The 22,572-nt window shown below is 63.3% G+C and carries 28 protein-coding genes; 10 read left to right on the top strand and 18 right to left on the bottom strand.

The window, feature by feature from the left end; all coding sequences use genetic code 11:
* Positions 1-21 precede the first annotated feature (21 nt).
* Positions 22-531 (bottom strand): acyltransferase, encoded by a 510-nt coding sequence (locus tag ACK3R5_RS08165; protein WP_411968639.1) that lies wholly within the window; start codon positions 529-531, stop codon positions 22-24.
* Positions 532-610: 79 nt separating this feature from the next.
* Entirely contained in the window at positions 611-1,897 is a 1,287-nt protein-coding gene (gene purD / locus ACK3R5_RS08160) for a phosphoribosylamine--glycine ligase (RefSeq protein ID WP_411968638.1), read from the bottom strand.
* Positions 1,898-2,068: 171 nt separating this feature from the next.
* Here purD and ACK3R5_RS08155 point away from each other — a divergent pair, with 171 nt between their 5' ends.
* Positions 2,069-4,186, top strand: a complete 2,118-nt coding sequence (locus ACK3R5_RS08155; protein WP_411968637.1) for a thioredoxin domain-containing protein — start codon at positions 2,069-2,071, stop codon at positions 4,184-4,186.
* Positions 4,187-4,194: 8 nt separating this feature from the next.
* Here the strand turns inward: ACK3R5_RS08155 and ACK3R5_RS08150 are convergent, their stop codons facing one another.
* Positions 4,195-4,572 (bottom strand): thioredoxin family protein, encoded by a 378-nt coding sequence (locus ACK3R5_RS08150; RefSeq protein ID WP_411968636.1) that lies wholly within the window; start codon positions 4,570-4,572, stop codon positions 4,195-4,197.
* Between the two features lie 170 nt (positions 4,573-4,742).
* Between ACK3R5_RS08150 and ACK3R5_RS08145 the strand changes: the two genes are divergently transcribed.
* Complete coding sequence (locus ACK3R5_RS08145) at positions 4,743-5,660, top strand: PLP-dependent cysteine synthase family protein (protein WP_411968635.1); 918 nt, start codon at positions 4,743-4,745, stop codon at positions 5,658-5,660.
* Positions 5,661-5,687: 27 nt separating this feature from the next.
* Here the strand turns inward: ACK3R5_RS08145 and ACK3R5_RS08140 are convergent, their stop codons facing one another.
* The 5 genes from ACK3R5_RS08140 to cyaB form a co-directional block, all read right to left on the bottom strand.
* Positions 5,688-6,140, bottom strand: a complete 453-nt coding sequence (locus ACK3R5_RS08140) for a DUF5804 family protein (RefSeq protein ID WP_411968634.1) — start codon at positions 6,138-6,140, stop codon at positions 5,688-5,690.
* Positions 6,141-6,182: 42 nt separating this feature from the next.
* The gene (locus ACK3R5_RS08135) at positions 6,183-6,437 is read right to left on the bottom strand and encodes a hypothetical protein (RefSeq protein ID WP_411968633.1); all 255 of its coding nucleotides are present in this window, start codon (positions 6,435-6,437) and stop codon (positions 6,183-6,185) included.
* Between the two features lie 212 nt (positions 6,438-6,649).
* Entirely contained in the window at positions 6,650-7,825 is a 1,176-nt protein-coding gene (gene thiI, locus ACK3R5_RS08130; protein ID WP_411968632.1) for a tRNA uracil 4-sulfurtransferase ThiI, read from the bottom strand.
* Between the two features lie 90 nt (positions 7,826-7,915).
* Entirely contained in the window at positions 7,916-9,124 is a 1,209-nt protein-coding gene (locus ACK3R5_RS08125) for a methionine adenosyltransferase (protein WP_411963565.1), read from the bottom strand.
* Between the two features lie 104 nt (positions 9,125-9,228).
* The gene (gene cyaB / locus ACK3R5_RS08120; RefSeq protein WP_411968631.1) at positions 9,229-9,786 is read right to left on the bottom strand and encodes a class IV adenylate cyclase; all 558 of its coding nucleotides are present in this window, start codon (positions 9,784-9,786) and stop codon (positions 9,229-9,231) included.
* 167 nt (positions 9,787-9,953) lie between these two features.
* Between cyaB and ACK3R5_RS08115 the strand changes: the two genes are divergently transcribed.
* The 6 genes from ACK3R5_RS08115 to ACK3R5_RS08090 all read left to right on the top strand — a co-directional run bounded on the left by ACK3R5_RS08115 (position 9,954) and on the right by ACK3R5_RS08090 (position 14,673).
* Entirely contained in the window at positions 9,954-10,469 is a 516-nt protein-coding gene (locus ACK3R5_RS08115) for a DUF6789 family protein (RefSeq protein WP_411963563.1), read from the top strand.
* A gap of 137 nt (positions 10,470-10,606) precedes the next feature.
* The gene (gene coxB, locus ACK3R5_RS08110) at positions 10,607-11,338 is read left to right on the top strand and encodes a cytochrome c oxidase subunit II (protein ID WP_411968630.1); all 732 of its coding nucleotides are present in this window, start codon (positions 10,607-10,609) and stop codon (positions 11,336-11,338) included.
* Positions 11,335-13,902: a cbb3-type cytochrome c oxidase subunit I gene (locus ACK3R5_RS08105; protein ID WP_411968629.1), complete on the top strand. Its 2,568-nt coding sequence runs from the start codon at positions 11,335-11,337 to the stop codon at positions 13,900-13,902. Before coxB ends, ACK3R5_RS08105 begins: the two co-directional genes overlap by 4 nt.
* A gap of 10 nt (positions 13,903-13,912) precedes the next feature.
* A complete protein-coding gene (locus ACK3R5_RS08100; RefSeq protein ID WP_411963560.1) occupies positions 13,913-14,173 on the top strand; it encodes a cytochrome C oxidase subunit IV family protein in 261 nt (86 codons plus the stop codon).
* Positions 14,170-14,409 carry a hypothetical protein gene (locus ACK3R5_RS08095; protein WP_411963559.1) on the top strand — a complete coding sequence of 80 codons (240 nt, stop codon included), beginning with the start codon at positions 14,170-14,172 and terminating at the stop codon, positions 14,407-14,409. The genes ACK3R5_RS08100 and ACK3R5_RS08095 overlap by 4 nt, the downstream gene beginning before the upstream one ends.
* A gap of 45 nt (positions 14,410-14,454) precedes the next feature.
* Positions 14,455-14,673, top strand: coding sequence for a hypothetical protein (locus ACK3R5_RS08090; protein ID WP_411968628.1), 219 nt, complete (start codon positions 14,455-14,457; stop codon positions 14,671-14,673).
* Between the two features lie 83 nt (positions 14,674-14,756).
* Here ACK3R5_RS08090 and ACK3R5_RS08085 read toward each other — a convergent pair whose 3' ends face one another.
* The 6 genes from ACK3R5_RS08085 to ACK3R5_RS08060 form a co-directional block, all read right to left on the bottom strand.
* A complete protein-coding gene (locus ACK3R5_RS08085; protein ID WP_411963557.1) occupies positions 14,757-15,176 on the bottom strand; it encodes a hypothetical protein in 420 nt (139 codons plus the stop codon).
* A 104-nt stretch (positions 15,177-15,280) separates the two neighbouring features.
* Complete coding sequence (locus ACK3R5_RS08080; RefSeq protein WP_411963556.1) at positions 15,281-15,568, bottom strand: acyl-CoA oxidase; 288 nt, start codon at positions 15,566-15,568, stop codon at positions 15,281-15,283.
* 95 nt (positions 15,569-15,663) lie between these two features.
* Entirely contained in the window at positions 15,664-15,963 is a 300-nt protein-coding gene (locus ACK3R5_RS08075) for a hypothetical protein (protein WP_411968627.1), read from the bottom strand.
* Entirely contained in the window at positions 15,960-17,345 is a 1,386-nt protein-coding gene (locus ACK3R5_RS08070) for a hypothetical protein (protein ID WP_411968626.1), read from the bottom strand. The genes ACK3R5_RS08075 and ACK3R5_RS08070 overlap by 4 nt, the downstream gene beginning before the upstream one ends.
* Positions 17,342-18,049, bottom strand: a complete 708-nt coding sequence (locus ACK3R5_RS08065; RefSeq protein WP_411968625.1) for a hypothetical protein — start codon at positions 18,047-18,049, stop codon at positions 17,342-17,344. The genes ACK3R5_RS08070 and ACK3R5_RS08065 overlap by 4 nt, the downstream gene beginning before the upstream one ends.
* Before the next feature lies 1 nt (position 18,050).
* A complete protein-coding gene (locus ACK3R5_RS08060; RefSeq protein WP_411963552.1) occupies positions 18,051-18,491 on the bottom strand; it encodes a hypothetical protein in 441 nt (146 codons plus the stop codon).
* Positions 18,492-18,643: 152 nt separating this feature from the next.
* Here ACK3R5_RS08060 and ACK3R5_RS08055 point away from each other — a divergent pair, with 152 nt between their 5' ends.
* Positions 18,644-19,582, top strand: a complete 939-nt coding sequence (locus tag ACK3R5_RS08055) for an FKBP-type peptidyl-prolyl cis-trans isomerase (RefSeq protein ID WP_411968624.1) — start codon at positions 18,644-18,646, stop codon at positions 19,580-19,582.
* A gap of 75 nt (positions 19,583-19,657) precedes the next feature.
* Complete coding sequence (locus ACK3R5_RS08050; protein ID WP_411963550.1) at positions 19,658-19,924, top strand: hypothetical protein; 267 nt, start codon at positions 19,658-19,660, stop codon at positions 19,922-19,924.
* A gap of 168 nt (positions 19,925-20,092) precedes the next feature.
* On the opposite strand, the gene ACK3R5_RS08045 is transcribed toward ACK3R5_RS08050, so the two are convergent.
* The 4 genes from ACK3R5_RS08045 to ACK3R5_RS08030 all read right to left on the bottom strand — a co-directional run bounded on the left by ACK3R5_RS08045 (position 20,093) and on the right by ACK3R5_RS08030 (position 22,564).
* A complete protein-coding gene (locus ACK3R5_RS08045; RefSeq protein WP_411963549.1) occupies positions 20,093-20,716 on the bottom strand; it encodes an RAD55 family ATPase in 624 nt (207 codons plus the stop codon).
* 29 nt (positions 20,717-20,745) lie between these two features.
* On the bottom strand, positions 20,746-21,339 hold the full coding sequence (locus tag ACK3R5_RS08040) for a CDP-4-keto-6-deoxy-D-glucose-3-dehydrase (protein ID WP_411968623.1): 594 nt from the start codon (positions 21,337-21,339) through the stop codon (positions 20,746-20,748).
* Positions 21,340-21,460: 121 nt separating this feature from the next.
* Positions 21,461-21,835 (bottom strand): YlbF family regulator, encoded by a 375-nt coding sequence (locus ACK3R5_RS08035; protein WP_411968622.1) that lies wholly within the window; start codon positions 21,833-21,835, stop codon positions 21,461-21,463.
* 75 nt (positions 21,836-21,910) lie between these two features.
* Positions 21,911-22,564: an alpha/beta hydrolase gene (locus ACK3R5_RS08030; protein WP_411968621.1), complete on the bottom strand. Its 654-nt coding sequence runs from the start codon at positions 22,562-22,564 to the stop codon at positions 21,911-21,913.
* Positions 22,565-22,572 lie beyond the last annotated feature (8 nt).

Below are 22,572 nucleotides of genomic sequence, written 5' to 3'. Positions count from 1 at the left end.
CGACACCGACACGTCTCCGTCTCACTCCGGGTCGGACATCGGCCGGGCCGGAACGCCGGCGACAGTCGTCCCCGGTGGAACGTCACGAGTCACGAGTGAGTTCGCCGCCACCTGCGCACCTTCGCCGATTCGGACGCCCGGGAGGATGGTCGCTTTCGCGCCAATCATCGCTCGCTCACCGACGACGACTTCTCCGGTGCGGTACTCGTCTTGGAGGAACTCGTGGCAGAGGATGACGGAGTCGTACCCGACGATGGCGTGGTCTTCGACGGTGACGAGTTCGGGCCAGAACACGTCGGGTGTCGCCTCCAATCCCCACGAGACGCCGGTTCCGACGGTCACACCGATGCGCCTGAGCGCCCAGTTTCGAATCCGAAGCGACGGGGCGATGCGAGCGACGAGGACAAAGACGTAGTTGAGCATGACGCGCCAGACTGGCTTGGCGTCCGTCCAGTACTGCAGTGAGTTGAGTGGTCCCGGCGTCGGATGATGCTCGATGCGTTCGTGTCGTGGCGTAGAGTCGTCGGTCACGGCAGTCGATTAGACGGGGGAGGGTAAAAGCGCCCACGCCGTGAGGTGGCGAGACGGACGTGGGTGGGTTCCCGAAGCGTTACTCGCCGCGGATTTCGTCCATGTGGTCGATACGTCGCTGGACGAGCGCTTCGGTGCCGATGTCGTGGCGGATGTGGAAGCCCTCACCCGCGTCGGCCAGGGCCGCTTCGGCGATTTGCTCTGCTTCCGCGATACTCTCGGCGTGCCCGACGACGGCGAACGACCGAGAGGTGGTCGTATACAGGCCGTCGTCGCGGGCGTCGACGCTGGCGTAGAACAACAGTGCGTCACTGTCTTCGTCCACGTCCACCGTGATTTTTGCGCCTGCTTTGGGGTCGGTTGGGTAGCCCTCCGGGACGGCGTACTTACAGACCGTCGCTTTCTCGGCGAAGTCGAGTTCGGGGAGTGGGTCGTCCTCGCGGGCGGCCACGAGCACGTCGATGAACGGCGTTTCGAGGACTGGCAGCGTGTTCATCGCCTCTGGGTCGCCGAAGCGAGCGTTGAACTCGATGACCTTCGGCCCCTCGCTCGTGAGCATGAACTGCCCGTAGAGGATGCCCTTGTAGTCGGGCATCGCGTCGACGACTGCCTCGATGACGTCGACTGCTGCCTCGTAATCGCCGTCGGCCATGAACGGCAACGACGGCGTCACGTCGGTGTAACTGCCCATCCCGCCGGTGTTCGGACCTTCGTCACCTTCGTAGGCACGTTTGTGGTCTTGTACGGCCGGACTGACGCGGAACTCGCCGTTGGCGACGAACGCCTGAATCGTGAACTCCTCGCCGACGAGGCGCTCTTCGAGGACGACGCGCTCGTAGTCGGAGTCGCGGAGGTACGCTTTGGCTTCCTCGGGCGTCACCTGGTCGCCGATGACCTTCACGCCTTTCCCGCCGGTCAGACCGGCGGGTTTGACCGCAAGGTCACCGTCGTAGTCGTCGATGTAGTCGCAGGCGGCGTCCATGTCGTCGAAGGTAGCGAAGTCAGGGTTGCCGGGGATGTCGTTCTCGTGCATGAACCGCCGCTGGAAGGCTTTGTCCGTCTCGATGCGTGCTTCTGCCGCCCGTGGACCGAACGTGTAGATACCGGCCGCGTCGAGGGCGTCGGAGACGCCAGCGTCGAGTCCAGATTCGGGGCCGACGATGGCGAGCGTCGCATCCACTGACTCGGCGTAAGCGACGATGTCGTCGGCCGCCGTCTCCGAGATGGTCTCGAATCCCTCGGCGAGTTCGGCGATGCCGGGGTTTCGGTTGCTCGCACAGGCGTACAGGTCGCAATCGGGGGCCAGCGAACGGGCAATCGCGTGCTCACGGCCGCCGCCACCGACGAGAAGGACAGTCTCGCTCATAGTCGCATACCCTGCGCACGAGAGTGTAAAGATTGCCCTTCAATCATCTATAAATGGGCACGTGTGTGTATATTCCGTGGTGTCTCATCGCCACCAGCCACCGACCACGCGGCGGCGGTGTAGACGCCCGTCTCCACGCCGCTTTAGTTCTCGGAGTGCCGAACCTGAACCATGACTGACCCGGTGGGACGCAACCGACTCGACGAGGAGCAAAGCCCGTACCTCCGTCAGCACGAGGACAACCCGGTCAACTGGCAACCGTGGGACGAGACGGCCCTCGAAGCGGCCCGCGAGCAGGACAAACCCATCTTCCTGTCTGTCGGCTATTCGGCGTGTCACTGGTGTCACGTCATGGCCGACGAGAGTTTCTCCGACCCGGAAATCGCGGCGGTTCTCAACGAACACTTCGTCCCCGTGAAAGTCGACAGAGAGGAGCGACCTGACCTCGACCGAATCTATCAGACTATCTGCCAACTCGTCACTGGGGGCGGTGGATGGCCGCTTTCGGTGTGGCTCACCCCCGAGGGGAAACCGTTCTTCGTCGGCACCTACTTCCCACCGGAACCGCGGCGCGGCGCACCCGGATTCCGCGATATCGTCGAGAGTTTCGCCGAGTCGTGGCAGACCGACCGCGACGAGATAGAGAACCGTGCAGACCAGTGGACGCGTGCGATTACAGACCAGTTAGAAGAGACGCCCGACCAACCCGGCGAGACGCCGGGGTCGGAAGTCCTCGACAGTACGGTACAGGCCGCACTCCGCGCCGCCGACAGAGACCACGGAGGGTTCGGAAGCGGCGGGCCGAAGTTCCCACAACCCGGCCGCATCGACGCGCTCCTCCGCGGATACGCCATCACCGGCCGAAGCGAAGCGCTGGAGGTGGCACGCGAGGCACTCGACGCGATGGCAAACGGCGGCCTGCGTGACCATCTCGGCGGCGGTTTCCACCGCTACTGCGTGGACCGGGAGTGGACCGTCCCCCACTTCGAGAAGATGCTGTACGACCAGGCGGGACTCGCGCCACGCTTCCTCGACGCCTACCGCCTGACCGGAACCGACGAGTACGCTACTGTCGCACGCGAGACGTTCGAGTTCGTCCGACGCGAACTCGGCCACGACGAGGGCGGCTTTTACTCGACGCTCGACGCGCAGTCCGGCGGCGAAGAAGGGACGTTCTACGTCTGGACGCCCGAGGACGTTCAGAGTCTCGTCCCCGAACTCGAAGCGGACCTCTTCTGTGACCGCTACGGCGTCACGCCGGGCGGGAACTTCGAGCACAAGACCACCGTGCTGAACGTCTCGGCGACGATACCGGAACTCGCAGACGAGTACGACCTCACGAAAACAGAAGTCGAAGACCACCTCGCCAAAGTCCGCAAAGCCCTCTTTGCGGCCCGTGAGGGGCGCGAACGTCCTGCTCGCGACGAGAAGATTCTCACCGGGTGGAACGGGCTGATGATTTCCGCGTTCGCACAGGGTGCCGTCGCACTCGAAGACGACTCGCTCGCGGCGGACGCCCGCGATGCACTCGACTACGTCCATGAGAACCTCTGGGACGAGAGTTCAGAGACCCTCGCCCGCCGCGTGATGAACGGCGAAGTGAAAGGCGACGGCTACCTCGAAGATTACGCCTTCCTCGCCCGCGGCGCGTTCGACCTGTATCAGGCGACTGGTGACCTCGACCCACTGAAGTTCGCGCTCGAACTCGGCCGGGCGACGCTCCGAGAGTTCTACGACGACGACGCGGGGACGCTCTACTTCACGCCCGAGAGCGGCGAGTCACTCGTGACGCGACCACAGGAGGCAACCGACCAGTCGACGCCGTCGAGTCTCGGCGTCGCGACGTCGCTGTTCTTAGACCTCGAACACTTCGCACCCGACGCCGGATTCGGCGAGGCGGCGGACGCCGTCCTCGAAAGCTACGCCAACCGCATCCGCGGTGGTCCCCTCGAACACGTCTCGCTCGCACTCGCCGCAGAGAAGGCGGCGAGCGGCGTCCCGGAACTCACTATCGCGGCGGACGAGATTCCCGACGAGTGGCGCGAGACGCTCGCGTCCCGGTACTTCCCGGGCCTCGTCGTCGCTCGTCGGCCTGCGACCGAGGACGAACTCGACTCGTGGCTGGACGAACTCGGACTGGACAAGGCTCCGCCAATCTGGGCCGCCCGAGAGGCCACTGACGGCGAACCCACTGTCTACGCCTGTGAGAACTTCACCTGCTCGGCACCGACCCACGAGTTAGACGAGGCGCTGGCGTGGTTCACGGCGGCGGACGAAACCGACGCGTGACGCAGTAATTAGGAGAGTTGGTCGGCGAGGAAGACGGCAATCGGCACTGCTTCTTCTTCGACGAAGCGTGCGACTTCGTCACCGTCTTTCTCGACGACGACAGTCGGGATGAGTTCGATATCGTACTCTTCGACAAGCGGGCCTATCTTCGACCCGTCGTCGGCTTTCTCGACTGGGTAGTGTTCAATGTTGTCGTCGGCGACGCCCGCGGCGTCGAGTGCGGCGGCGAAGTCGGGAAGTTGGCGTCGGCAGTCGCCACACCAGTCGCCGCCCCAGACTTTGAACGTGTAGTCGTCTGCCGCGAGGGTTGCGACGGCGTCCTCGTAGGAGGCGGCGTCCCACGCGGGGTTCGGTTGCATCGTTTCGAGCGTTCCAGCTTCGGCCATGGAGCGGTGTAACGGACGAACCGATTTAACCCGTGCGCTCGCGGCGGTGCTCGCCACCGAGTGGTCAGCCCCACCCCGTCTGCGACGTGCGGACGTGACACCCGTCGAAACAGTGGCCGAAACCTCCGACTCCGCCAGTCGTTTAGGCACGCACCGAGAACTGAGTGGCGATGGACGACAGCATCCTCGATACTATCGGGTCGCCGCTGGTCCGTGTCGACTCCCCCGACGGGTCGACCATCGCGGCGAAGATAGAGTCGAAGAACCCCGGTGGGTCGGCCAAAGACCGGCCGGCACTCTCCATGGTCGAGGCGGCGGAGGCGGCCGGTGACATCGAACCCGGTGACGCACTCGTCGAACCGACGTCGGGGAACACGGGAATCGGTCTCTCCGTCGTCGCGGCGGCGAAAGGCTACGACCTGACAATCGTCATGTCCGAATCGATGTCGCCCGAGCGACGCGAGATTATGCGGGCCTACGGCGCGGATATCGAACTCGTCGAGGGCGATATCTCCGACGCGAAAGATCGGGCGGACGAACTCGAAGCAGAGGAGGGCATGTACCAACTCCGCCAGTTCGAGAACCCGGCGAATCCGGAGGCTCACTACCGAACCACGGCAGAAGAGATACTCGAACAGGTCGGTGACAGAGAAATCGACGCCCTCGTCGCCGGTATCGGAACCGGGGGAACTATCTCTGGAAACGGTCGCCGACTGAAAGAGGAGTTCCCGTCGATGGACGTCGTCGGCGTCGAACCCGCCGCCAGCGCCGTCCTCTCCGGTGGCGAAGTCGACAACAACGAGTTTCAGGGCATGGGCCCCGGGTTCGTTAGTCCGAACCTCGACACTGACCTCCTCGACGACGTCGAAGTCGTCGAGTTCGACGACGCAGTCGCCGAGTGTCGTCGCCTCGCCCGCGAAGAGGGTATCCTCGTCGGGCAGTCGTCTGGCGCATCACTCCTCGCGGCCAAGCGCGTGGCCTCGCGCCTCGCAGACCCCCAGGCGGACGAGGGTGAGGAACCGCTCGTCGTCACTGTCTTCTGGGACTCCGGCGAGCGCTACATGTCCACTGGCATGTTCGACGAATAGCCGACTCGACGCGTTCTACCCGGCGTTCTACCTGCCGAACTCGTCTTCTGCCACACGCACGACGAGCGTCTCCTCGACGTCTCTGAGGTCGTACGAGGGGACTGCTCCGTCGACGCGAGTGACGTACATCGGTTCGACCAGTCTCCCTTCGTCGACGCCGTAGATGGCGAGGTGGTCACCCGTCTCTTCGGGCCGGACGTCGCCGTCGCGGACCTGTCGCGCGAGGGTCCGTGAGAGCCACTCCTCGTCGGAGATAGACGGTTCGAGGACGAGAGAGAACGCTGCGAATCGAACGAGATACCAGTTGAGGTCGTTCAGGAGCGAGACTGCGGCACCGATACTCACCGTATCGACGGCTAACGAGTTTTCGAACGGTTCCGTGATGTCGTACGTCGAAAGTGCCGCACGAGCGGTGTCTCTCGACAACAACTCGTACTGGAGGTGACTCCCTTCGGACCCGACGATACAGACCTGCGTCACGTCGAAATGGACGGTCCGGGTTCGGTAAAGCGGTTCCGGTACTTACGCGGTGGCGGTCCACTCGTCGGCGCAGGTTTCGTCACAGAAGACGCGGCGCTGGCGCTCGAACGAGAGCTTCCCGGGAGTGTCGATATCCCGGTCGAGAACCACCTGATAGTGGTCCTCGCGCATGTCGACCGGTGTGCGACACGCGGCACACCGTTCGACGTCGTCGGCCCAGTCGGTCCGCGCGACACGCTGGGCGACGCGCCACTCCGGACCGGGACGACTGCGACCGAGATTCGATGTTCGCGACATATGAGGACCATCGAGCCCGACGCAGATAAATCTAATTTTGTACGATTGTACATGCGAAACGAATCGATACGTTCTCACAAATACGAACGTGGTGACCGTTTGCACACTTTTTTTGTGGGCGTCTCCCGAACCTCCCGATACCACGCCACACACGCGTTCGCGTCCAAAACGCTCGGGTGTCGATGTGAGCGCACGCTCGGCCGAAAAGACGCTCAGTCGTCCCGAACGGGCACGACCCGTCGGTTCTGTGCTGCCTCGGCGACGAGTTCGAACAGGTCGTCGGGTTCGGCCGCTTCGACGGCCGAGAGTGAGGCCTTCGTCTCGGGGAACGACGGCGCGACTCGTTCGCATCCGACCGGGAGCGTCGAGTCGGTGTACGTCCCGAGTTCCCGTGCGTCAGCGACGATGGCCGTCTTGTCGCGGGTGAACAGCGGTCTGTGGACGGGGTAGTCGACGACTGCCTCCGTCACCGCGATGTTCGCTCCCGTCTGACTCGACTTCTGCCCGAGTGACTCGCCGGTGACGATGGAGTGGGCGTGTTCGTCGTCGGCGACTTCGGCCGCAATCGCCAGCATGACCCGCCGAAGCGAGAGCATTCGCGTGTCTTCGATGGTGTCCATCAGTCGCTGGACAACTTCGTCACCCGGGACGACGTGGACGTTCATCTCGAAGTTCGGCGCTCTGCGGGCAATCGTGCGGACCGTCTCGATTGCACGCGCTCGGTGGTCTGCGCCGCCGAAGTCGCCCAAATCGACGTATACCGGGACGATTTCACACCCTCGACGCATCATCTCCCACGTCGCGACGGGTGAGTCGATGCCGCCGGAGACGAGTGCGACTGCCGTCCCCTGTGTGCCGAGTGGCAGGCCGCCGGGGCCATCGACCCGCCGAGTCGAGACGTACGCGGCGTCTTCACGACATTCGACGCGATACGTTCGGTCCGGGTCGTCTAAATCGACGGGCGCGCCGGTGGCCTCGACGACGGCGGACCCCGCTTTTCGTGCGATATCTCGTCCGGAGAAGTCGTGGGCGTCTTTCGGCCCGACCCGGTCTTCGTCGATAGCGAAACTCGCGCCTGCGGGGTGGTCCGCCGCGAGGTCACGACAGACCGCGACGATGTCGTCGAGTTCTGGGTCGCAGACGACGCCCGGCCGTGCCCACACCACGCCCGGGACGTCGGCGCACGCGTCGGCGACTGCGTCTGGGTCGTCGGGGTCGCGAACGATAATCCGCGACCACTCGCGTTCGACCTGCCCCGACAGCGACCGGTCGTCGATGACCGCCTGCACGTTCTCTCGGAGGCGGCCCTCCATCTTCGCTCGAACGCTCGAACTCTTGGTTCCCACCTCGCCGTATCCGACGAGGACGACGTGCGCCGTCTCGTTCACAGTCGTCGTTCTCTGTGGGTACTCTTCAGCGTCTCGCTTCGAGCGGTGGCACTCGGTGGACGACGGATTCCGAAAACGGGTGACTGCCCGTTAGAACGTCGAGAGTTCGCCGTCGATGGTTCGGCGCGTGATGTCCGTCACGTTCGCGAGTTCACGGTCGATGATTGCGACGACTTCGTCTTCGATGTCGGCGACGGTGACGCCGTCGTCGGTGACGACTTTCGCGTCCGCGACGTGTGGTTCGTCGATGGGACGACCAATCTGGGAGAGGAGTCGAACCTGCAAGTCGCGGATACCGTCGACTTCGGCGACGACAGTCTCGGCGATGTGGGTCGAAAGCAGGTTGTAAATCTTCCCGATGTGGTTGACGGGGTTCTTCCCGGAGGTGGCCTCCATGCTCATGGGGCGGTTCGGCGTGATGAGGCCGTTCGCGCGGTTGCCACGGCCGACCGACCCGTCGTCGCCCTGTTCGGCGGAGGTTCCGGTCGTCGTGAGATAGATGGAGCCTTCGTCGTAGTCGTCGGCGGTGTTGACTTCGACGTTGACCTCACGGTCGGTGTACTCGGTAGCGAGTTCCGTCACGTAGGCGCGGACGTCGTCGACGGCGGCGATGTAGTCGTCCATATCGTCGATGTATGCGTCGACCATCGCGGCGGCGACGGTCACGTCGATGACGTCGCCCTCGCGCTTGCCCATAATCTTGATGTCCTGACCGAGTTCGGGGTGGCCGTCGCCGTAGCGTGCGCCGTTGAGGGCACGCTCTGTCTCGCGGACGATTCGCTCGGTTTCCGTGAGCGGCGCGTGGCCGACACCGAAACTGGTGTCGTTGGCCATCGGGACTTCTTGTGTCTCCTCGCCGAACACGTCCTGGAGGTCACCGGACCCCTCGCCGAGTTTCACGTCGACGATGACGTCGGTTCCGACGTCGAGTTCGGGGAGGTTCTCGGTCAGATACTCGCGTGCGGCGCGAAGGGCCACCGCGTCGACGGGGAGTTTCTTCCCGTCGTACTCTTTCGTGGCCCGCCCGACGATGAGCAGGTAGATTGGTTCGATGACTTCGCCGCCGCCGAACGCGGGCGCGGCAGTCCCGGCGACGAGTTGCGTCTCGTCGGTGTTGTAGTGGAGTACCTTCCCGACGCGCTCGATGTACAGGTTCGAGAGCGCGCGCGAGACGCTCTCTGCGATGCCGTCACATATCGAGTCGGGGTGACCGATTCCCTTTCGTTCGACGATTTCGACCTCGTGGTCCTCGACCGCTCGCTTGTCGGCGGATTCGAGGCGGATGTTCCGGTCAGTCATTGACAGGACGTACCCAGCGGGCGGTTCTATAACTTGCGGAAACCTTGTTACCGAATCTCATTACTGTCGCGCATCATACGCCGACCGGGCCGCCGGTTCGACGCTCACTTCTCGGGCCCGCCGAGCAACATCCCGAGGTAGGAGGTTCGAATCTGGTCGTCCGGGTCGAGGCCGAGTTTTCCGAGGACGACGAACGCGCCCTCTCGGGCGTCGTCCACGCCGGATTCCACTTCGATTTCGACTTCGACGAACTCGCCGAGTTCAGAGACGGTGTCGAGTGAGACGGTGTACCCGTCGAGTTCGAACCGTTCGCGCTCTTTTTCTACCGTCGCGGCAGGTTCGAACCCGACGGCGGTACAGATTGCGTCCATCGTCTCGCCGTCTTCGACGCTGGTTTCGTACTCGCGGCGCGTCTTCGACGACTCGTCGACGAGCGGTCCTTTGTACGTGACGTTCGTCTCTTCGTCGACGACGCTCCCTGATTCGTAGCGTGACTCGCGGCGGAGTCGAAGGGCCTCGTCGGTGGCGGCGAAGTCCCTGTGCGGTGCGTCGTAGTAGGTGTCGGTCTGTGTGACTCGGTTCACCTGTGTCGCCCCCTCGTCTTCGAGACGTCCACGGACGGCATCGTGGTCGGCGCGAACTTTGACCTCGACTTCGTACATCGTCCGGACCGTCGATTCGAGCGCCAAAAACGCCAGCGACTCTCGGACGAACCGACCGAGTCGGCGCAGGACCGGGGGTCCGGATATGGTTGGAAAACAGACGTTATATTATCGAAGTATGTCAATTGTTACCCTTTATCGTGAGGGGGATTGTAGTACGATGCTGTATGAGTCAAGAAACTCCGGGTGCAGTGACTGGTGTAGACCGAACTGTCGACGAGCACACCGACCCAGAAATCACGGGTCGCGTCATCGGCACGGCGATGGCCGGTGGTTTCATCGGGATCGTGTTGATGCTCCCTATCCTCGTCGGGATTCCGGAACTACTCGGTTTGTTCGTCACCGAACCGATAACGCGATTCGCCGGCATCGCGTTGTTCTTCGGGTTCGAACCGAGCGTGGCGCTGGGTGTCGTCCTCTTCGGCCTCGGTGGGGTGTTCGTCCTCCCGATCACCTTCGTCGTCGTCGGGGCGTTCCTCCCACCGGAGACGCCGGAATATCTCCGCGGCGTGTCGTTCGCGACGCTCTACTGGGTGGGGTTCGTCCCGGCGTTCTGGCCCGAAGGAAACGTCGCCATCGTCGCTTCGTTCCTCTTGTTCTCACTCGTCGCACACTGGGTGTACGGACTCGCTCTCGGATACACCCTCGACAGGTGGTCGGTCATTCCACAACACGAAGTCTGACCGAGTCCCACCAGAGTAGACGGTAGAGGACCCCATCCCCGGAATTATCGTATTTTTAACCTGTCTTCGAGGAGACGCAGTTCTCCGAAACAGTGATTATCATGAACGTTAATTAACGTGCGTGGAGGATGTTATCAATGAGCATACAACTGCTGCTCAGTAACCCCATCCCAATCCAATCGGGACTCGTCCCACGGGGCTCGCGCGTCACCGTCTTCGAGAACATCTTCGTCGTGTTCCTCGTTCTCGGGACGCTCGTCGGTGTCGTCGTCATCGGGTATATGGTCTACAACGCCTACAAATACCGCGACGGGTCTGGAAACGGGAAGGAGGACCCGGAAGGACGACCCATATTGGGCGAACTTCCGACGGGTGATTCGGGTGGACGAAAACTGGCAACGTCGTTTTTCATGAGTATGGTTATCGTCGTCTCGTTGGTGTCGTGGACCTACCTGACGCTTCTGTACGTCGAGGAGGGCCCGCAGGACCAGGACTCCATCGACGTAGAAGTCGAAGGCTACCAGTTCGGGTGGCGATTTACCTACCCGAACGGTCACACCACGGACGGTGTTCTCAGAGTCCCGGCGGGGCAATCAGTCGAGTTGACGGTCACCTCGGCGGACGTGTTCCACAACTTCGGGATTCCCGACTTACGTGTCAAGACCGACGCGATTCCCGGTCAGGAGACGGAGACGTGGTTCCTCGCCGAGGAGACGGGGACCTACACTGCGCAGTGTTACGAACTGTGTGGCAGTGGCCACTCCTACATGGCTGCTGAGGTCATCGTGATGCCACCCGACGAGTACGAAGAGTGGTACGAGAGCACCGGCAACGAGAGTGAATCCGCATCCATGGAGGCCACAGTATGAGCGATACGAACCCCGAACGAACAGACGGTGGGTCGAACGTCGGAAGCGACGTCGTCGCCGCCGGTGACCACCACGACGACCACCACGACTTCCCCGGGACGGGGAGCATCAAACGCTGGTTCATCACGACGAACCACAAAGACGTCGGCATCCTCTACATCGTCACGTCGCTGTTCTTCCTCGTCCTCGGCGGCGTCCTCGCGTGGTTGATGCGCATCCAGATGTGGGCACCGCGCGCACCCGGCCAGGAGTTCATCGCCCCGATTGCGTACAATCAGGCCGTCTCGGCCCACGGCCTCCTGATGGTCTTCTGGTTCCTCTCGCCGTTCGCCTTCGGCTTTGCAAACTACATCATTCCGCTGCAACTCGGCGCGAAGGACCTCGCGTTCCCACGTCTGAACGCGCTGAGTTACTGGTTGTACCTCTTTTCCGGCATCCTCTTCGGCATCTCGTTCTTCCAGGGTGGAACCTTCTCGGGCGGGTGGACGATGTACGCCCCGCTGAACGTCCCGACGTTCACACCGGACGTCGGGGCGTCGACGGCGGTGTTGGCGCTCGTGCTGTTCGTCGCCTCGGTCACCGTCTCGTCGGTCAACTTCCTGACGACGATGCATCGAATGCGAGCAGAGGGGATGACGCTCCGCAACTTGCCGCTGTTTAGTTGGACGATTCTCCTCACCGTCTGGATGATGCTGTTCGCTTTCGCGGCGCTCTTGGCCGCGCTGATGGTGCTCTCTGCGGACCGCCTCCTCGGGACGACGTACTTCGCGATGGAGTCGCCCGCGGGGTCACTCCTGTGGACACACCTGTTTTGGTTCTTCGGTCACCCAGAGGTGTACATCGTCTTCTTCCCGGCGCTCGGCGTCATGGCCGAGGTGTTCCAGACGTTCACCGGTCGTCGAATCGTCGGGCGGAAGTGGTTCATCATCGCGATGGTGCTCGTCGCCATCCAGAGTTTCGTCGTCTGGATGCACCACATGTTCCTGACGAGCATCAACCTCCAGGTGAAGACGCTGTTCATGGTGACGACCATCGGCATCTCGCTCCCGTTCGACCTGATGGTCTTCGCACTCATCTACACCATGCTGAAGGGGAAGATACGCTTCACGACGCCCTTCCTCTTCGTCTTCGGAGCGCTGTTGCTGTTCATCATCGGCGGCATCACCGGCGTCTTCCTCGGGGCCGTCGTCCTCGACTACGAGTTCCGCGGCACCTACTGGGTCGTCGCCCACTTCCACTACGTGATGGTCGGCGGCGTCACGGCACTCGTCGGGGGCCTCTACTACTGGTTCCCGAAGATGACCGGCCGGATGTACGACGAGTTCCTCGGGAAGGTCCACTTCGCCGCCTACTTCGTCGGGTTCAACCTGCTGTACTTCCCGCTTTTCGTCGCGTGGGAGACGCCGCGCCGCGTCTTCGACTACGCCCCCGAACTCGCCCCGTGGCACCAGATTGCCACCATCGGCGGGTTCATCCTCGGGTTGTCGTTCCTCATCATGTTCTACAACCTCGGCAAGAGCGCCTTCGCGGGCGACCCGGCCCCGGACAACCCGTGGGAGTACGCCACGACAGCGGAGTGGGCCGTCTCGTCGCCGCCGCCACTCGAAAACTTCGAGGGAACCCCGACGTGGCGCGACGGCCACCTCTCGTTCATCCTCAACAAGGACAAGGAACCGTCTGGCGACGCCACCGCCGCAGATGGTGGGGCCGCGGCAGACGGCGGGGTGGCAACCTCCCCGCACACGGCAGTCACGACAGAGTACGAGACGATGGAGGAGACTGAACTCGAAGGCCCGAGTCACGCGAGCATCTGGCCGTTCGTCCTCTCTGCCGGGGCGTTCCTCGTGCTCCTCGGCCTCTCTCCGCTCCAGAACGCCGCGTTCCCCGACGGGATGGAAGGGGCGGCGTACGCGACGACGACAGTCGCCGGGTTCGTCGTCACACTCGGGTCGCTGGTGGCGATGGGTCTCGAACCGTTCCACGGTCCGGTCTTCGAGGAGGGCGAAGCGTGGCCCTTCTCGGGCATCGACAACGGCAAGGTGGGGATGTGGATATTCCTCGCCTCGGACGTGGTGCTGTTCGGCGGATTCATCGGCGCGTACGTCTTCACGCGATTCGCCTTCGGATGGACCGGGTGGGAACCCGTTCCGGCAGACCCGATACCGGGGCTCATCAACACCTACATCCTGTTGACGAGCAGTTTCACCGTCGTGCTCGCCCTCGTCGCGGCCGAGAAGAGACACCGACTCGGCGTCGTGACGAGTCTCGGCGCAACGTTCGTCCTCGGCATCGGTTTCCTCGTCAACAAGGGACTGGAGTGGCAGCACCTCTTCCACGAAGGGTTGTGGCTCTCGACGAACGTCCGCACGTCGACGTTCTTCCTGACGACGGGCCTCCACGCCGCCCACGTCATCGCCGGCCTCATCATCGCACTGTATCTGACCGCACGCGCCTGGCGGGGCGCGTACTTAGACGACAACCGGACGGTGGAGTACTTCGGTCTCTACTGGCACTTCGTGGACATCGTCTGGTTGTTCCTCTTCCCGCTGTTCTACATCCTGTGAGGTGACCAAGATGGTATCAACAAAATTCTATACGGCGATTTACGTGGTGTTGTTCGTCTCGGCGACGATTCAGGTGCTCGTCGAGTTCGCGGGACTCGACTACTGGACGGCCTTCGGCATCATCATCGTCCTCTCGGTGGCGAAGGCGGTGTTGGTCGCGGCGTACTTCCAGCACCTCAGGTGGGAACCCCGTTCGCTGACGTATCTCGTTGGCATCGGCCTGTTGGCCGCGCTCGCACTCACGATGGCCGCGTCGTACTCGCTGCTATGACCGTGGCAGCATCCGACTCGCCGGCCATCGACGACACCTCGACGCTCACCGCAGTCGCCTACGCCCTGCTCTTTTCGGTCCCAGTCGGCGTCGGTGTGACGGTGATGATGACGCGAGTCACTCCCGGAACCCTCACCAACCCACTCGTCGTCGGTCCGGGCCTCGTACTGGCAGTCGCCGTCTTCCTGCTGGTCGTCGTCGCGGCCCGAAGCGGCGAGAACGTCGCCCGTGACTGACCGTCCGGGCATACCTTCTTGTCGAGTGGGGTGTTACCACTGCACATGAATGCCAACTCGTTCGCGCTCGCCGCAGCGTTCGCAATCGTGCTCCTCGGACTCGGAATCCTCCTCGGGGCCGAAGCAGTCGGTGCGACTGATGCGTTCGTCATCGGTGGCGGGTTCGTCACGCTGGCCGGCGTCGGCATCATCACGGCAGTCATCATGCGACTGCCGCACCCCGACCCCGAACACGGGGGCGACGGTGACCACGACCACGTCTGAAACGGCGACCACGACCACACGTGACCGCCCCGATTAGAGGCTGAATCCGAAGAGGTCGCAGGTGACAGAGTTCGTTGACTAACTCATACTTTTGGTGCGAACGGCTCGTCCCAGTACTCTGCACTGGCATCCTTAATCAGGAAGCCATGGCCCTTCGAGCGCCTGAAACCATAATTAACGAAAGTCTTCATCTCGGTCTGATGAGCTTTGGCGACGGCACGTTGCATCTCACCGGCTAAAACACCTGAACGAGACCAGACTAACTTTGCGAGTTCCTCGTCGATACAGACACCAACGCGCCCAAGGCCGCGATTCAAGACTTCGACCCGGCTATCGTTTTCTTCTAACAGCGGATAGATGATCTCGTTGAGGACCTTTTCGACACGAATCAAGCAGTCTGATAGTGTCTCGTACTCCTCGACACTCGCTTCAGTTCCGAGGGCACTGATATGGCTATAGTGAGTCATCAACGGAGTCATTTCCCGCGGGTTCTTTATCTCCATATTCATGTCATATTACGATAACCACTTAATCCTTAGCGACCGATTGTTCAATAACACTCTTGAAATGTCTATATTGGTTTGTTTGAATCCAAAAAAGTGGAATATCACCCGGCGGACGTCACGGTCTCCCTGACGAGGCCGATTTCGGCGAGGACGAGACACACGGCCGCGAGTGCTCGGATGGGGACGGGGTCAACACCACCGGTCCAGACGCCCGCGCCGAACAGCACCAGGGTGAGTGAGACGCCGACGAGTGCGACGAGCATCCACCCCGAGACGTGCCGGGGGTAGATGTACTCTAGGGCGATGTAGGCGGCAAACCCGCCCACGCCAGCAAAGAAAATGACGTAGTTGACGATCGAGAGGACGGCGATGTCGGCGAGTTCAATCATCACTGACCTCCTGGCCGTTGGTCGATGAGGCGTCGGCCCACGCGGAGTCCGAACACGTCTGAAACGGCGACCACGACCACACGTGACCGCCCCGATTAGAGGCTGAACCCGACGACGGCGAGCAAGAACAACAGCGCGTAGACGGCACCGAGCGCGCCGGCGACTTTCAGGTGGTAGGTGAACAACTCCTCTGACTCCGCCTCTCGGGCCGTCTCGTACGCGCGCAGTTCGTCGTCTGTCGCCTGTTCGTGCCGCGTGCCGACGTGCAAGTCGCGAAGTCGTTCCGCGCTGAAGGGCCGTTCACAGTACGGACACGTCGCTTCCGGGTCTTCGCCCGCGGGAACTTCTGTCTCCGGCCTCATCGCCTCTTCTCTACCACGTGTCTGCGCACTCATCCTGCGACACCTCCCACGGTCGGTTGGGCGACGACCCACAGACTCGACGCCGTGTAGCAGATGGTCACCACGACGAACGGATACTGACTGCGGAGCGGTTGGAGTCGCCCGGGGAACACGTCGAACGACCGGGTGTGGGCGACCCACACCGAGAGCAGGTGGCCGAGGACGACGAACGCGAGTTGCAGGCCGCCGAACCAGTCAGGGATGGCCAGCACTGGAATATTCGCCGGCGGCGAGAGCGGGTCGAGGGCCACCGTCAGCAGTGCGGGCGCGAGGCCGACGACGTATCCGGCGAAGTGCGCGAGGTGATAGCCGGCGGCGATAGGGACGAGTGCGGGGGCGAACCACCCTGCGATGAACGCACCCGTGACGTACGTGTCGGCGGTTCGTCTGGCGACGTTCGCCGCGCGCCTGTAGACCACGAAGAACGCCAGAAACCCGCCGACGATGCCGACGAGGTTCACACCCCACGCGGGGACGGGTGCGACGGCGTCGAGAAGCGAGTTCCACGCGACGGTTGCGACGAGACCATCGAACGTCGTCACCCAGAGCAGGGCGACGACGAACGCGACGTCGTCCGTGTCGAACGCGGTATCGACCCGCGCTAGTGCCGCACCGGGGAACGAAACCGACACGCCGCCGTCGCTCCGCTGTATCGGGGCGAGGAGTCCGTACAACCGGAAGACGCGGGAGACTGGGTCGACGTGCTCGAACCACGCCTCACCGTAGACGACGGCCCCCGCGACGGTCACGGCCGAGTACGCGAGAACGACGACGGCGAGGGTGCGCGGATTGGCCGCCAGCGGACTGACGACTTCCAACCACACGAGGCCGAGCAGACCGACGACGCTCGGCCACGACCCGACGCGTTCCGGTAACTGACGGTCTGTTCGCGTCCCAACCGACCGGACGAGCGACGCGAGCGTCCGCCACGGGTTGACGACGGGCCACAGGTCGACGACGAGATACGTCAGCATCGTGAATCCGGCCCACCACCCGACCCACACGAGGAGGACGCCGACGTTGGCGATTGCGACGGACGGGCCGAAGAGCGTGCTCCCGACGACGGCGACGAGTCCCGCCACGCCGACGACGCGGAGCACCTTCCCGACGAGTTCGACAGGTTGTCCGAACGCGGCACGTCGGCGGGCGAACGCGCCGAGTGTCTCGTCGTCGGTGACGAACGCCGACAGGAGGAACGACGCACCGACGATGCCCCCACCGGAGGCGACGACCAACCAGAACGGCGCGGGGACGGACCGAAGCGACCCGCCGAGCGACCCGGCGTGTGCGATGGCAGGTCGTGTGCCGACGACGATGCAGACAGCGAGGCTGAAGGCCCACACCGAGAGTCGCCACAGACGTGACGAGCGTGTCATCGTTCGCTCGCGCGACTCCCAGCGGGTCGCCAGACGAGGATGGCTACTGCTGCGACGAAGACGACTGTCGAGAGGTCGACTGAGAGGACGCGAAGCGCGCTCACGACGCCCGTTCCACCGGCGAGGCCCGCGGAGAGACCGGCGGCGATGGAGAACGTACACCCGACGCAGGAGACGATACCGAGCGTCCCCGAGAGCGCCGTCCGCACGGTGTCGACGAGGGCGGCGTAGACGAGATACGCGAGTGCGAGGAAGCCGACGACCCGATACGGGATGAACACCACGGAGAACAGTTCTGTGGCGTATCCGACGCGTGGTCCCCACCCCGGTGCGGCCAGTGAGAACTGCCACCCAGTCGGATGGCCGCCCGCCGCGTGGGTGTGGCCACCGCCGAAGAGCGCCCCGAGGTTCACAGAAATCAGTCCCGCGAGGACGGCGAGTACGACGAAGTAGGCCACCGCGGCGATTCCCGCGACGAGACGGAGGCGACCGGTCGTCTGTGGCGGTGTCGTCAGGAGGACGGCGGCGACGCCGACGTTTATCCAGACGAACGGGTAGAGGACGTACCGGAGGCTCTCGACGTGGACTGGCGAGAAGAGCAGATAGGCGGCGACGGCGACTCCCTCGAGGAGTGTGAGCGCGAGTAGCCATCGGACGAGTGGCACTCGAAACGGCGCGACGAAACTGGAGTGCTGCGTGCTCATCTCAGAGGACGCCGAGCAGTCGGAGCGTGACGGAGGCGACGAAGAGCATTCCGAGCACCCACGACCCGAGGAGGACGGCCTGTGACCGTGCCAGTCCGCGACTGCGGGCCGCGTAGTACGACCCGTAGAAGAGGTACGAAACGACGACGACGAGTGTGGCGACGACGAGCGCGGCACCGGCAACGTTGGTCATCTCTTGGGAGAGGCCGCCGTATCCCATGAACACCACCGCCACGAGACCGAATCCGAGTGCGGCGAGCAGGAACACGAGCGAGAGGACCGTCGGGTCGTCCGACCACGCGGCGACGCGACTCTTGGTGTCTCCCTCGCGCCCCACGTTCTCGACGGAGTAGCGCTGGCCGCCGCGACTGGTGAGTGCCGCTACGAGTGCCAAGAGGACGACGCCGACGACGAAACCGATGAACAGGCCGGTCTGTGCCATGTGAACAAACCTCTATTACAATAATTCGTGATAATTATATAAAAGATTCGCCGAAAGCGGCCATCTCACCCGTCAGCGGGCGAACGTCTCGATAAAATGGCTCCCACCGGCGAAACGTGATTCTTAAGGGTCACACGAATCACGTAGCGTGTATGAGCGACGAACCGCAGGCGGAGGCCGAGCAGGTCGATGAAGAGGTCGAGTCCGGTATTCAGGACGGCGACTTCGTCCGCCTCGCATACACAGTCCGAACGACCGAGGACGGCGAGGTCGTCGACACGACGAGTAAAGAAGTGGCCGAAGAGGCCGAAATCGACGTCGAAGGCTACGAATTCGAGCCTCGCGTCGTCATCGTCGGTGCGGGTCACGTCTTCCCGGCCGTCGACGAGGCCCTGAAGGGTGCCGAAGTCGGCGACGAAGGCACCGTCGAGATTCCGGCCGCCGACGCGTTCGGCGAGTACGACGACGACGAAGTGCGCACGGTCAGCGCCAACAAAATCGACGAAGACGACCGCTACCCCGGTGCGCAGGTCCAAATCGACGGCGAACAGGGTCGCCTCGAGACCATCATCGGCGGGCGCGCCCGCGTCAACTTCAACCACCCGCTCGCGGGTGAGGACCTCGAATACGAGTACGAGGTGCTCGACATCGTCGACGACCGAGAAGAACAGGCCGCTGGCCTCCTCGGCATGTACCTCCAGCAGGCCCCCGAAGTGTGGGTCCAGACGGACGAAGTCGAAGAAGAGCAGGTCGTCGAATCCGACGACGGCGACGACGAAGACGCAGAACCCGAGACGGAGACGGTCACCGTCGAGAAGGACACGCTCTACATCGAGGCGACGCAGCAGATGACGATGAACCAGCAGTGGATGTTCTCCAAGCAGCAGATTGCGCAGGACATCATGCAGCGTCTCGACATCGACCGCGTCATCGTTCAGGAGACCATCGAGGGCGGCATGGGCGGTATGGGCGGCCTCGGCGGTATGATGGGCGGCGCCGGCGGTGCCGACATCGAAGAGGCAATCGAAGACGTCGACATCGACGCCGAAGAGCTCGCCGCGGAGCTCGACGCCGAAGAGACCGAAGAGTAAGCGAGTCCCACCGCCGCTTTACAGTTTCGTGAATCGGCGGCTTCTTGATTCTCGCCTTCCGACCGCCTCGTAGCAATGGCTTCGTCAGACGCTGGTGCGGCGATGGACCTTCGTGACCGGTCGGACCTGTACGTCGCGCTCGTCGCTGGACTCTGTACCGTCGGTCTGACGCTGGCGCTCGAATACGGTGCCGGCGTCGACGTGTCGTTCGTCTACCGCCTCTCCCCACTCGTGCCGTACTTCGTCTACGTCTTCTCGCGCGGTGTCGGCCTCTCCGCGCGCGGGTGGATAGGACTCATCGTCGCCGTCACGCTCGGAACCTTCGGCTTCTTCGCAGTGTAAGCACTGTCACGACGGACTCGTGTCTCCGCGCGTCGCGTCGTCCTACCCACTCGTCGCGTCGTCCTATCCACTCGTCGCGTCGTCCTACACAGTCGAACGACTCTGCTGAACGCTGAACACTCGCCGAGGAACTCCGGTCCGACTCGCCTACGTCTCGCTCGTGTCCGGTCAGGCGATGTCGCGACTGGTGTCGACGGTGACCTGGTCGGAGAGGCGCAGTTTGATAGTCTCGTTGAGCGCCTGCCCGCCGCGGAACTTCGGAACCGCCAGTCGGTTCTCTATCTCCGACCCGTCGATTTCCGTCGAGAGGTCGAACACGATGTCCGCCATGTGTTCGGTCAGGTCGCGGTTTTCGGGGACTGACTCGCCTTTGAGGCCGTGGAGGATGGTGAGGCCGCGCGTGTTGACCATGTGCGTCTGGAGGCCGTTGAGGAACTTCCGGTAGCGCGGCACCTCGTTTCGTTCGAGGATGTCCACGATGTCGATGATGAGGTTCGCTCCCTCGGGTAAGTCGCGGACGAGTTTGTTCGCCGTATCGAGTGGGGCGTCGCCGCCGACGTCCCGGATGGTCGGACTCCCCGTGGGACTGATACAGCGGTCCAGCGAGTCCTGAACGGCGACTTCCGACCGCAGTGTGGAAATCCACAGCGTCCCGCGGGTGGTCGTCAGTTCGTTCAAGAAGAGCTCTGACTGGCTTGCTGGGTCTGCCGCGAGGAGCACGACACTCCCCGCGGGGATGCCGCCGCCGAGTTGGCGGTCGAGCACATCGATTCCAGTTACCAGCCGTGACATACTGTATCATCTGACTCTCTCCTATATTATTAATACCGACCCAAATTATCTGAAATCCGACGATACGCGGAGCGGACAGTCGGCTGTGCGAGGACTGGCGACGCTTCGTCCGGAACCGTCCCGAGGACGGGTGCGTCAACGAGTTCTCCAACTGACGCCGGAGCGACGCGGGCGCGAGAGACGACACACCCGGTCACGTGGGTTCCGAGTGCGCGGGCCATCGCCGCCGTCTTCGCGGCGTCTCGCAACGCGGGCGCACACAGTTGCGTAACGACGACGACGGCGTCGGCCACACGAAGCGGTATCGCGGCGTCTGGTCCCGCACCGGCAGGACAATCCACCACCGCCCGTCGAGCGTCGTCCGCGACACCTCGAAGCCAGTGTTCGAATCCGTCGTCGTCCACGCCTGCCGGTGGCGAGCGCACCGATACCGTCGCGTCGTTCGGATGTGTGTGCGGTTCGTCCGTCTGTCCCGCCCGTGGGTCGAGCCCAGCCATCGACCCGAGATTCGGCATGTCTCTGTCTGCATCGACGGCGAGGACGTGCCCGTCGAAGGCACGCGCCAGTCCGAGTGTCGTCGTCGTCTTCCCACTGCCGCCCTTCCCGCCAGCGATTGCCAGCATACCACGGGCTGGTCCCGTGTTGGTATTTGAACCTACGCCGGCCGACGAGACGCGTTCGTGGTCGGCGCAGCCATATCGCAGAACAGTCAGCAGACAGCCGATGCGGCTGTGACCGGCCGAATCAGTCGTTACAACAGCCTCCGGCCTCGCCCCCGAAGTCGACGGCGAGTGGCTCGGAGATTGCCTCGTTGACCTTCTCTAACTCGCCGACCATCTCGGCCTGCGCGAGGAGGTACTCTTCCATCACTGGCAGCGAGTGGAGTTCGTCCTGTTTGGCCTGTACCTTCTGGAGGCCCTCCTGTGTCGCTTCACCCATCTGCCGGGAGACGTTGAACTCCTCGCGCAGTTGGTTGAACTCGGCGATGAGCTCCTGTGCTTCGTCGTCTGCTTCCACCGCCGCTTTCGCCTCCTCGTACTGTTCGTACTTGGGGTGGTTGGCGATGGCTTCGCCCAGTTCACGGCCGAGTTCTTCGAGCCGCGTCGTCTGCGTGCTCATAGCCGCGCGTTAGGGGTCGAACACTTTCAACCTGCCGAAGGGGGGCGTACTGGTCGGTTCGTTCTGCCCGGCGACTCAGGCGTGCGTCTCGACGAACGAGACGACGTCGGCCAGTTCCTCGGGGCTGACGCCGTGGGGCGCGTCGTACATCTGTGCAGTCACGTCGGCACCGAGTGCTTCGAGGCGCTCGGCGGCACGTTCGACACGGAACGATGGGATGATTTGGTCCATCGACCCGCCGCCGACGAAGATTGGTTTCCCCGCGATGCCGTCGGGTTCGACTGATTCGTGTTCCTCGGCGAGATAGCCGTGGAGCGCGACGACCCAGGCGTAGTCGTCCGGGTCTTCCAAGAGGAGTGAGAGACTCGTAATCGCCCCCTGACTGAATCCGAGCAGGCCGATTCGCTCGGCATCGAGGCCGTACTCGTCTCTCGCCGCCGCGATGGACTCCCGGACGAGTTCACGCGAGCGTTCGAACTGTTCGGTGTGCGGTTGGCTCTTGTGAAGGCCGCCGGCAGAAAGGTCGAGTTCGTACCACGTGTATCCTCCCTGCAGTGGGTCCGGAGCGCGGAGGCTCACGACGTGGAGGTGGTCGGGGAACTCGCGGGAAAGCTGGAGGAGGTCCTGTTCGTTCGACCCGCGTCCGTGGAGTAAGACGACTGCCGGTGCCGGTCCTTCGATGGGTTCCGATGGCTCGACGTGGACGTGTTCGAGCGGGATGTCTGTCATGGCCGCCG

The organism is Haloferax sp. YSSS75 (assembly GCF_046764215.1).
Lineage (GTDB): Archaea > Halobacteriota > Halobacteria > Halobacteriales > Haloferacaceae > Haloferax.
This window is presented reverse-complemented; position numbering and strand designations above follow the sequence as displayed.

Excerpts from the sequence above, each read along its gene's own strand:
- purD (WP_411968638.1), bottom strand. The coding sequence starts at position 1,897 with ATGAGCGAGACTGTCCTTCTCGTCGGTGGCGGCGGCCGTGAGCACGCG.
- ACK3R5_RS08155 (WP_411968637.1), top strand. The coding sequence starts at position 2,069 with ATGACTGACCCGGTGGGACGCAACCGACTCGACGAGGAGCAAAGCCCG.
- ACK3R5_RS08150 (WP_411968636.1), bottom strand. The coding sequence starts at position 4,572 with ATGGCCGAAGCTGGAACGCTCGAAACGATGCAACCGAACCCCGCGTGG.
- ACK3R5_RS08145 (WP_411968635.1), top strand. The coding sequence starts at position 4,743 with ATGGACGACAGCATCCTCGATACTATCGGGTCGCCGCTGGTCCGTGTC.
- ACK3R5_RS08135 (WP_411968633.1), bottom strand. The coding sequence starts at position 6,437 with ATGTCGCGAACATCGAATCTCGGTCGCAGTCGTCCCGGTCCGGAGTGG.
- ACK3R5_RS08125 (WP_411963565.1), bottom strand. The coding sequence starts at position 9,124 with ATGACTGACCGGAACATCCGCCTCGAATCCGCCGACAAGCGAGCGGTC.
- cyaB (WP_411968631.1), bottom strand. The coding sequence starts at position 9,786 with ATGTACGAAGTCGAGGTCAAAGTTCGCGCCGACCACGATGCCGTCCGT.
- ACK3R5_RS08115 (WP_411963563.1), top strand. The coding sequence starts at position 9,954 with ATGAGTCAAGAAACTCCGGGTGCAGTGACTGGTGTAGACCGAACTGTC.
- coxB (WP_411968630.1), top strand. The coding sequence starts at position 10,607 with ATGAGCATACAACTGCTGCTCAGTAACCCCATCCCAATCCAATCGGGA.
- ACK3R5_RS08105 (WP_411968629.1), top strand. The coding sequence starts at position 11,335 with ATGAGCGATACGAACCCCGAACGAACAGACGGTGGGTCGAACGTCGGA.
- ACK3R5_RS08100 (WP_411963560.1), top strand. The coding sequence starts at position 13,913 with ATGGTATCAACAAAATTCTATACGGCGATTTACGTGGTGTTGTTCGTC.
- ACK3R5_RS08095 (WP_411963559.1), top strand. The coding sequence starts at position 14,170 with ATGACCGTGGCAGCATCCGACTCGCCGGCCATCGACGACACCTCGACG.
- ACK3R5_RS08090 (WP_411968628.1), top strand. The coding sequence starts at position 14,455 with ATGAATGCCAACTCGTTCGCGCTCGCCGCAGCGTTCGCAATCGTGCTC.
- ACK3R5_RS08085 (WP_411963557.1), bottom strand. The coding sequence starts at position 15,176 with ATGGAGATAAAGAACCCGCGGGAAATGACTCCGTTGATGACTCACTAT.
- ACK3R5_RS08080 (WP_411963556.1), bottom strand. The coding sequence starts at position 15,568 with ATGATTGAACTCGCCGACATCGCCGTCCTCTCGATCGTCAACTACGTC.
- ACK3R5_RS08075 (WP_411968627.1), bottom strand. The coding sequence starts at position 15,963 with ATGAGTGCGCAGACACGTGGTAGAGAAGAGGCGATGAGGCCGGAGACA.
- ACK3R5_RS08070 (WP_411968626.1), bottom strand. The coding sequence starts at position 17,345 with ATGACACGCTCGTCACGTCTGTGGCGACTCTCGGTGTGGGCCTTCAGC.
- ACK3R5_RS08065 (WP_411968625.1), bottom strand. The coding sequence starts at position 18,049 with ATGAGCACGCAGCACTCCAGTTTCGTCGCGCCGTTTCGAGTGCCACTC.
- ACK3R5_RS08060 (WP_411963552.1), bottom strand. The coding sequence starts at position 18,491 with ATGGCACAGACCGGCCTGTTCATCGGTTTCGTCGTCGGCGTCGTCCTC.
- ACK3R5_RS08055 (WP_411968624.1), top strand. The coding sequence starts at position 18,644 with ATGAGCGACGAACCGCAGGCGGAGGCCGAGCAGGTCGATGAAGAGGTC.
- ACK3R5_RS08050 (WP_411963550.1), top strand. The coding sequence starts at position 19,658 with ATGGCTTCGTCAGACGCTGGTGCGGCGATGGACCTTCGTGACCGGTCG.
- ACK3R5_RS08045 (WP_411963549.1), bottom strand. The coding sequence starts at position 20,716 with ATGTCACGGCTGGTAACTGGAATCGATGTGCTCGACCGCCAACTCGGC.
- ACK3R5_RS08040 (WP_411968623.1), bottom strand. The coding sequence starts at position 21,339 with ATGCTGGCAATCGCTGGCGGGAAGGGCGGCAGTGGGAAGACGACGACG.
- ACK3R5_RS08035 (WP_411968622.1), bottom strand. The coding sequence starts at position 21,835 with ATGAGCACGCAGACGACGCGGCTCGAAGAACTCGGCCGTGAACTGGGC.
- ACK3R5_RS08030 (WP_411968621.1), bottom strand. The coding sequence starts at position 22,564 with ATGACAGACATCCCGCTCGAACACGTCCACGTCGAGCCATCGGAACCC.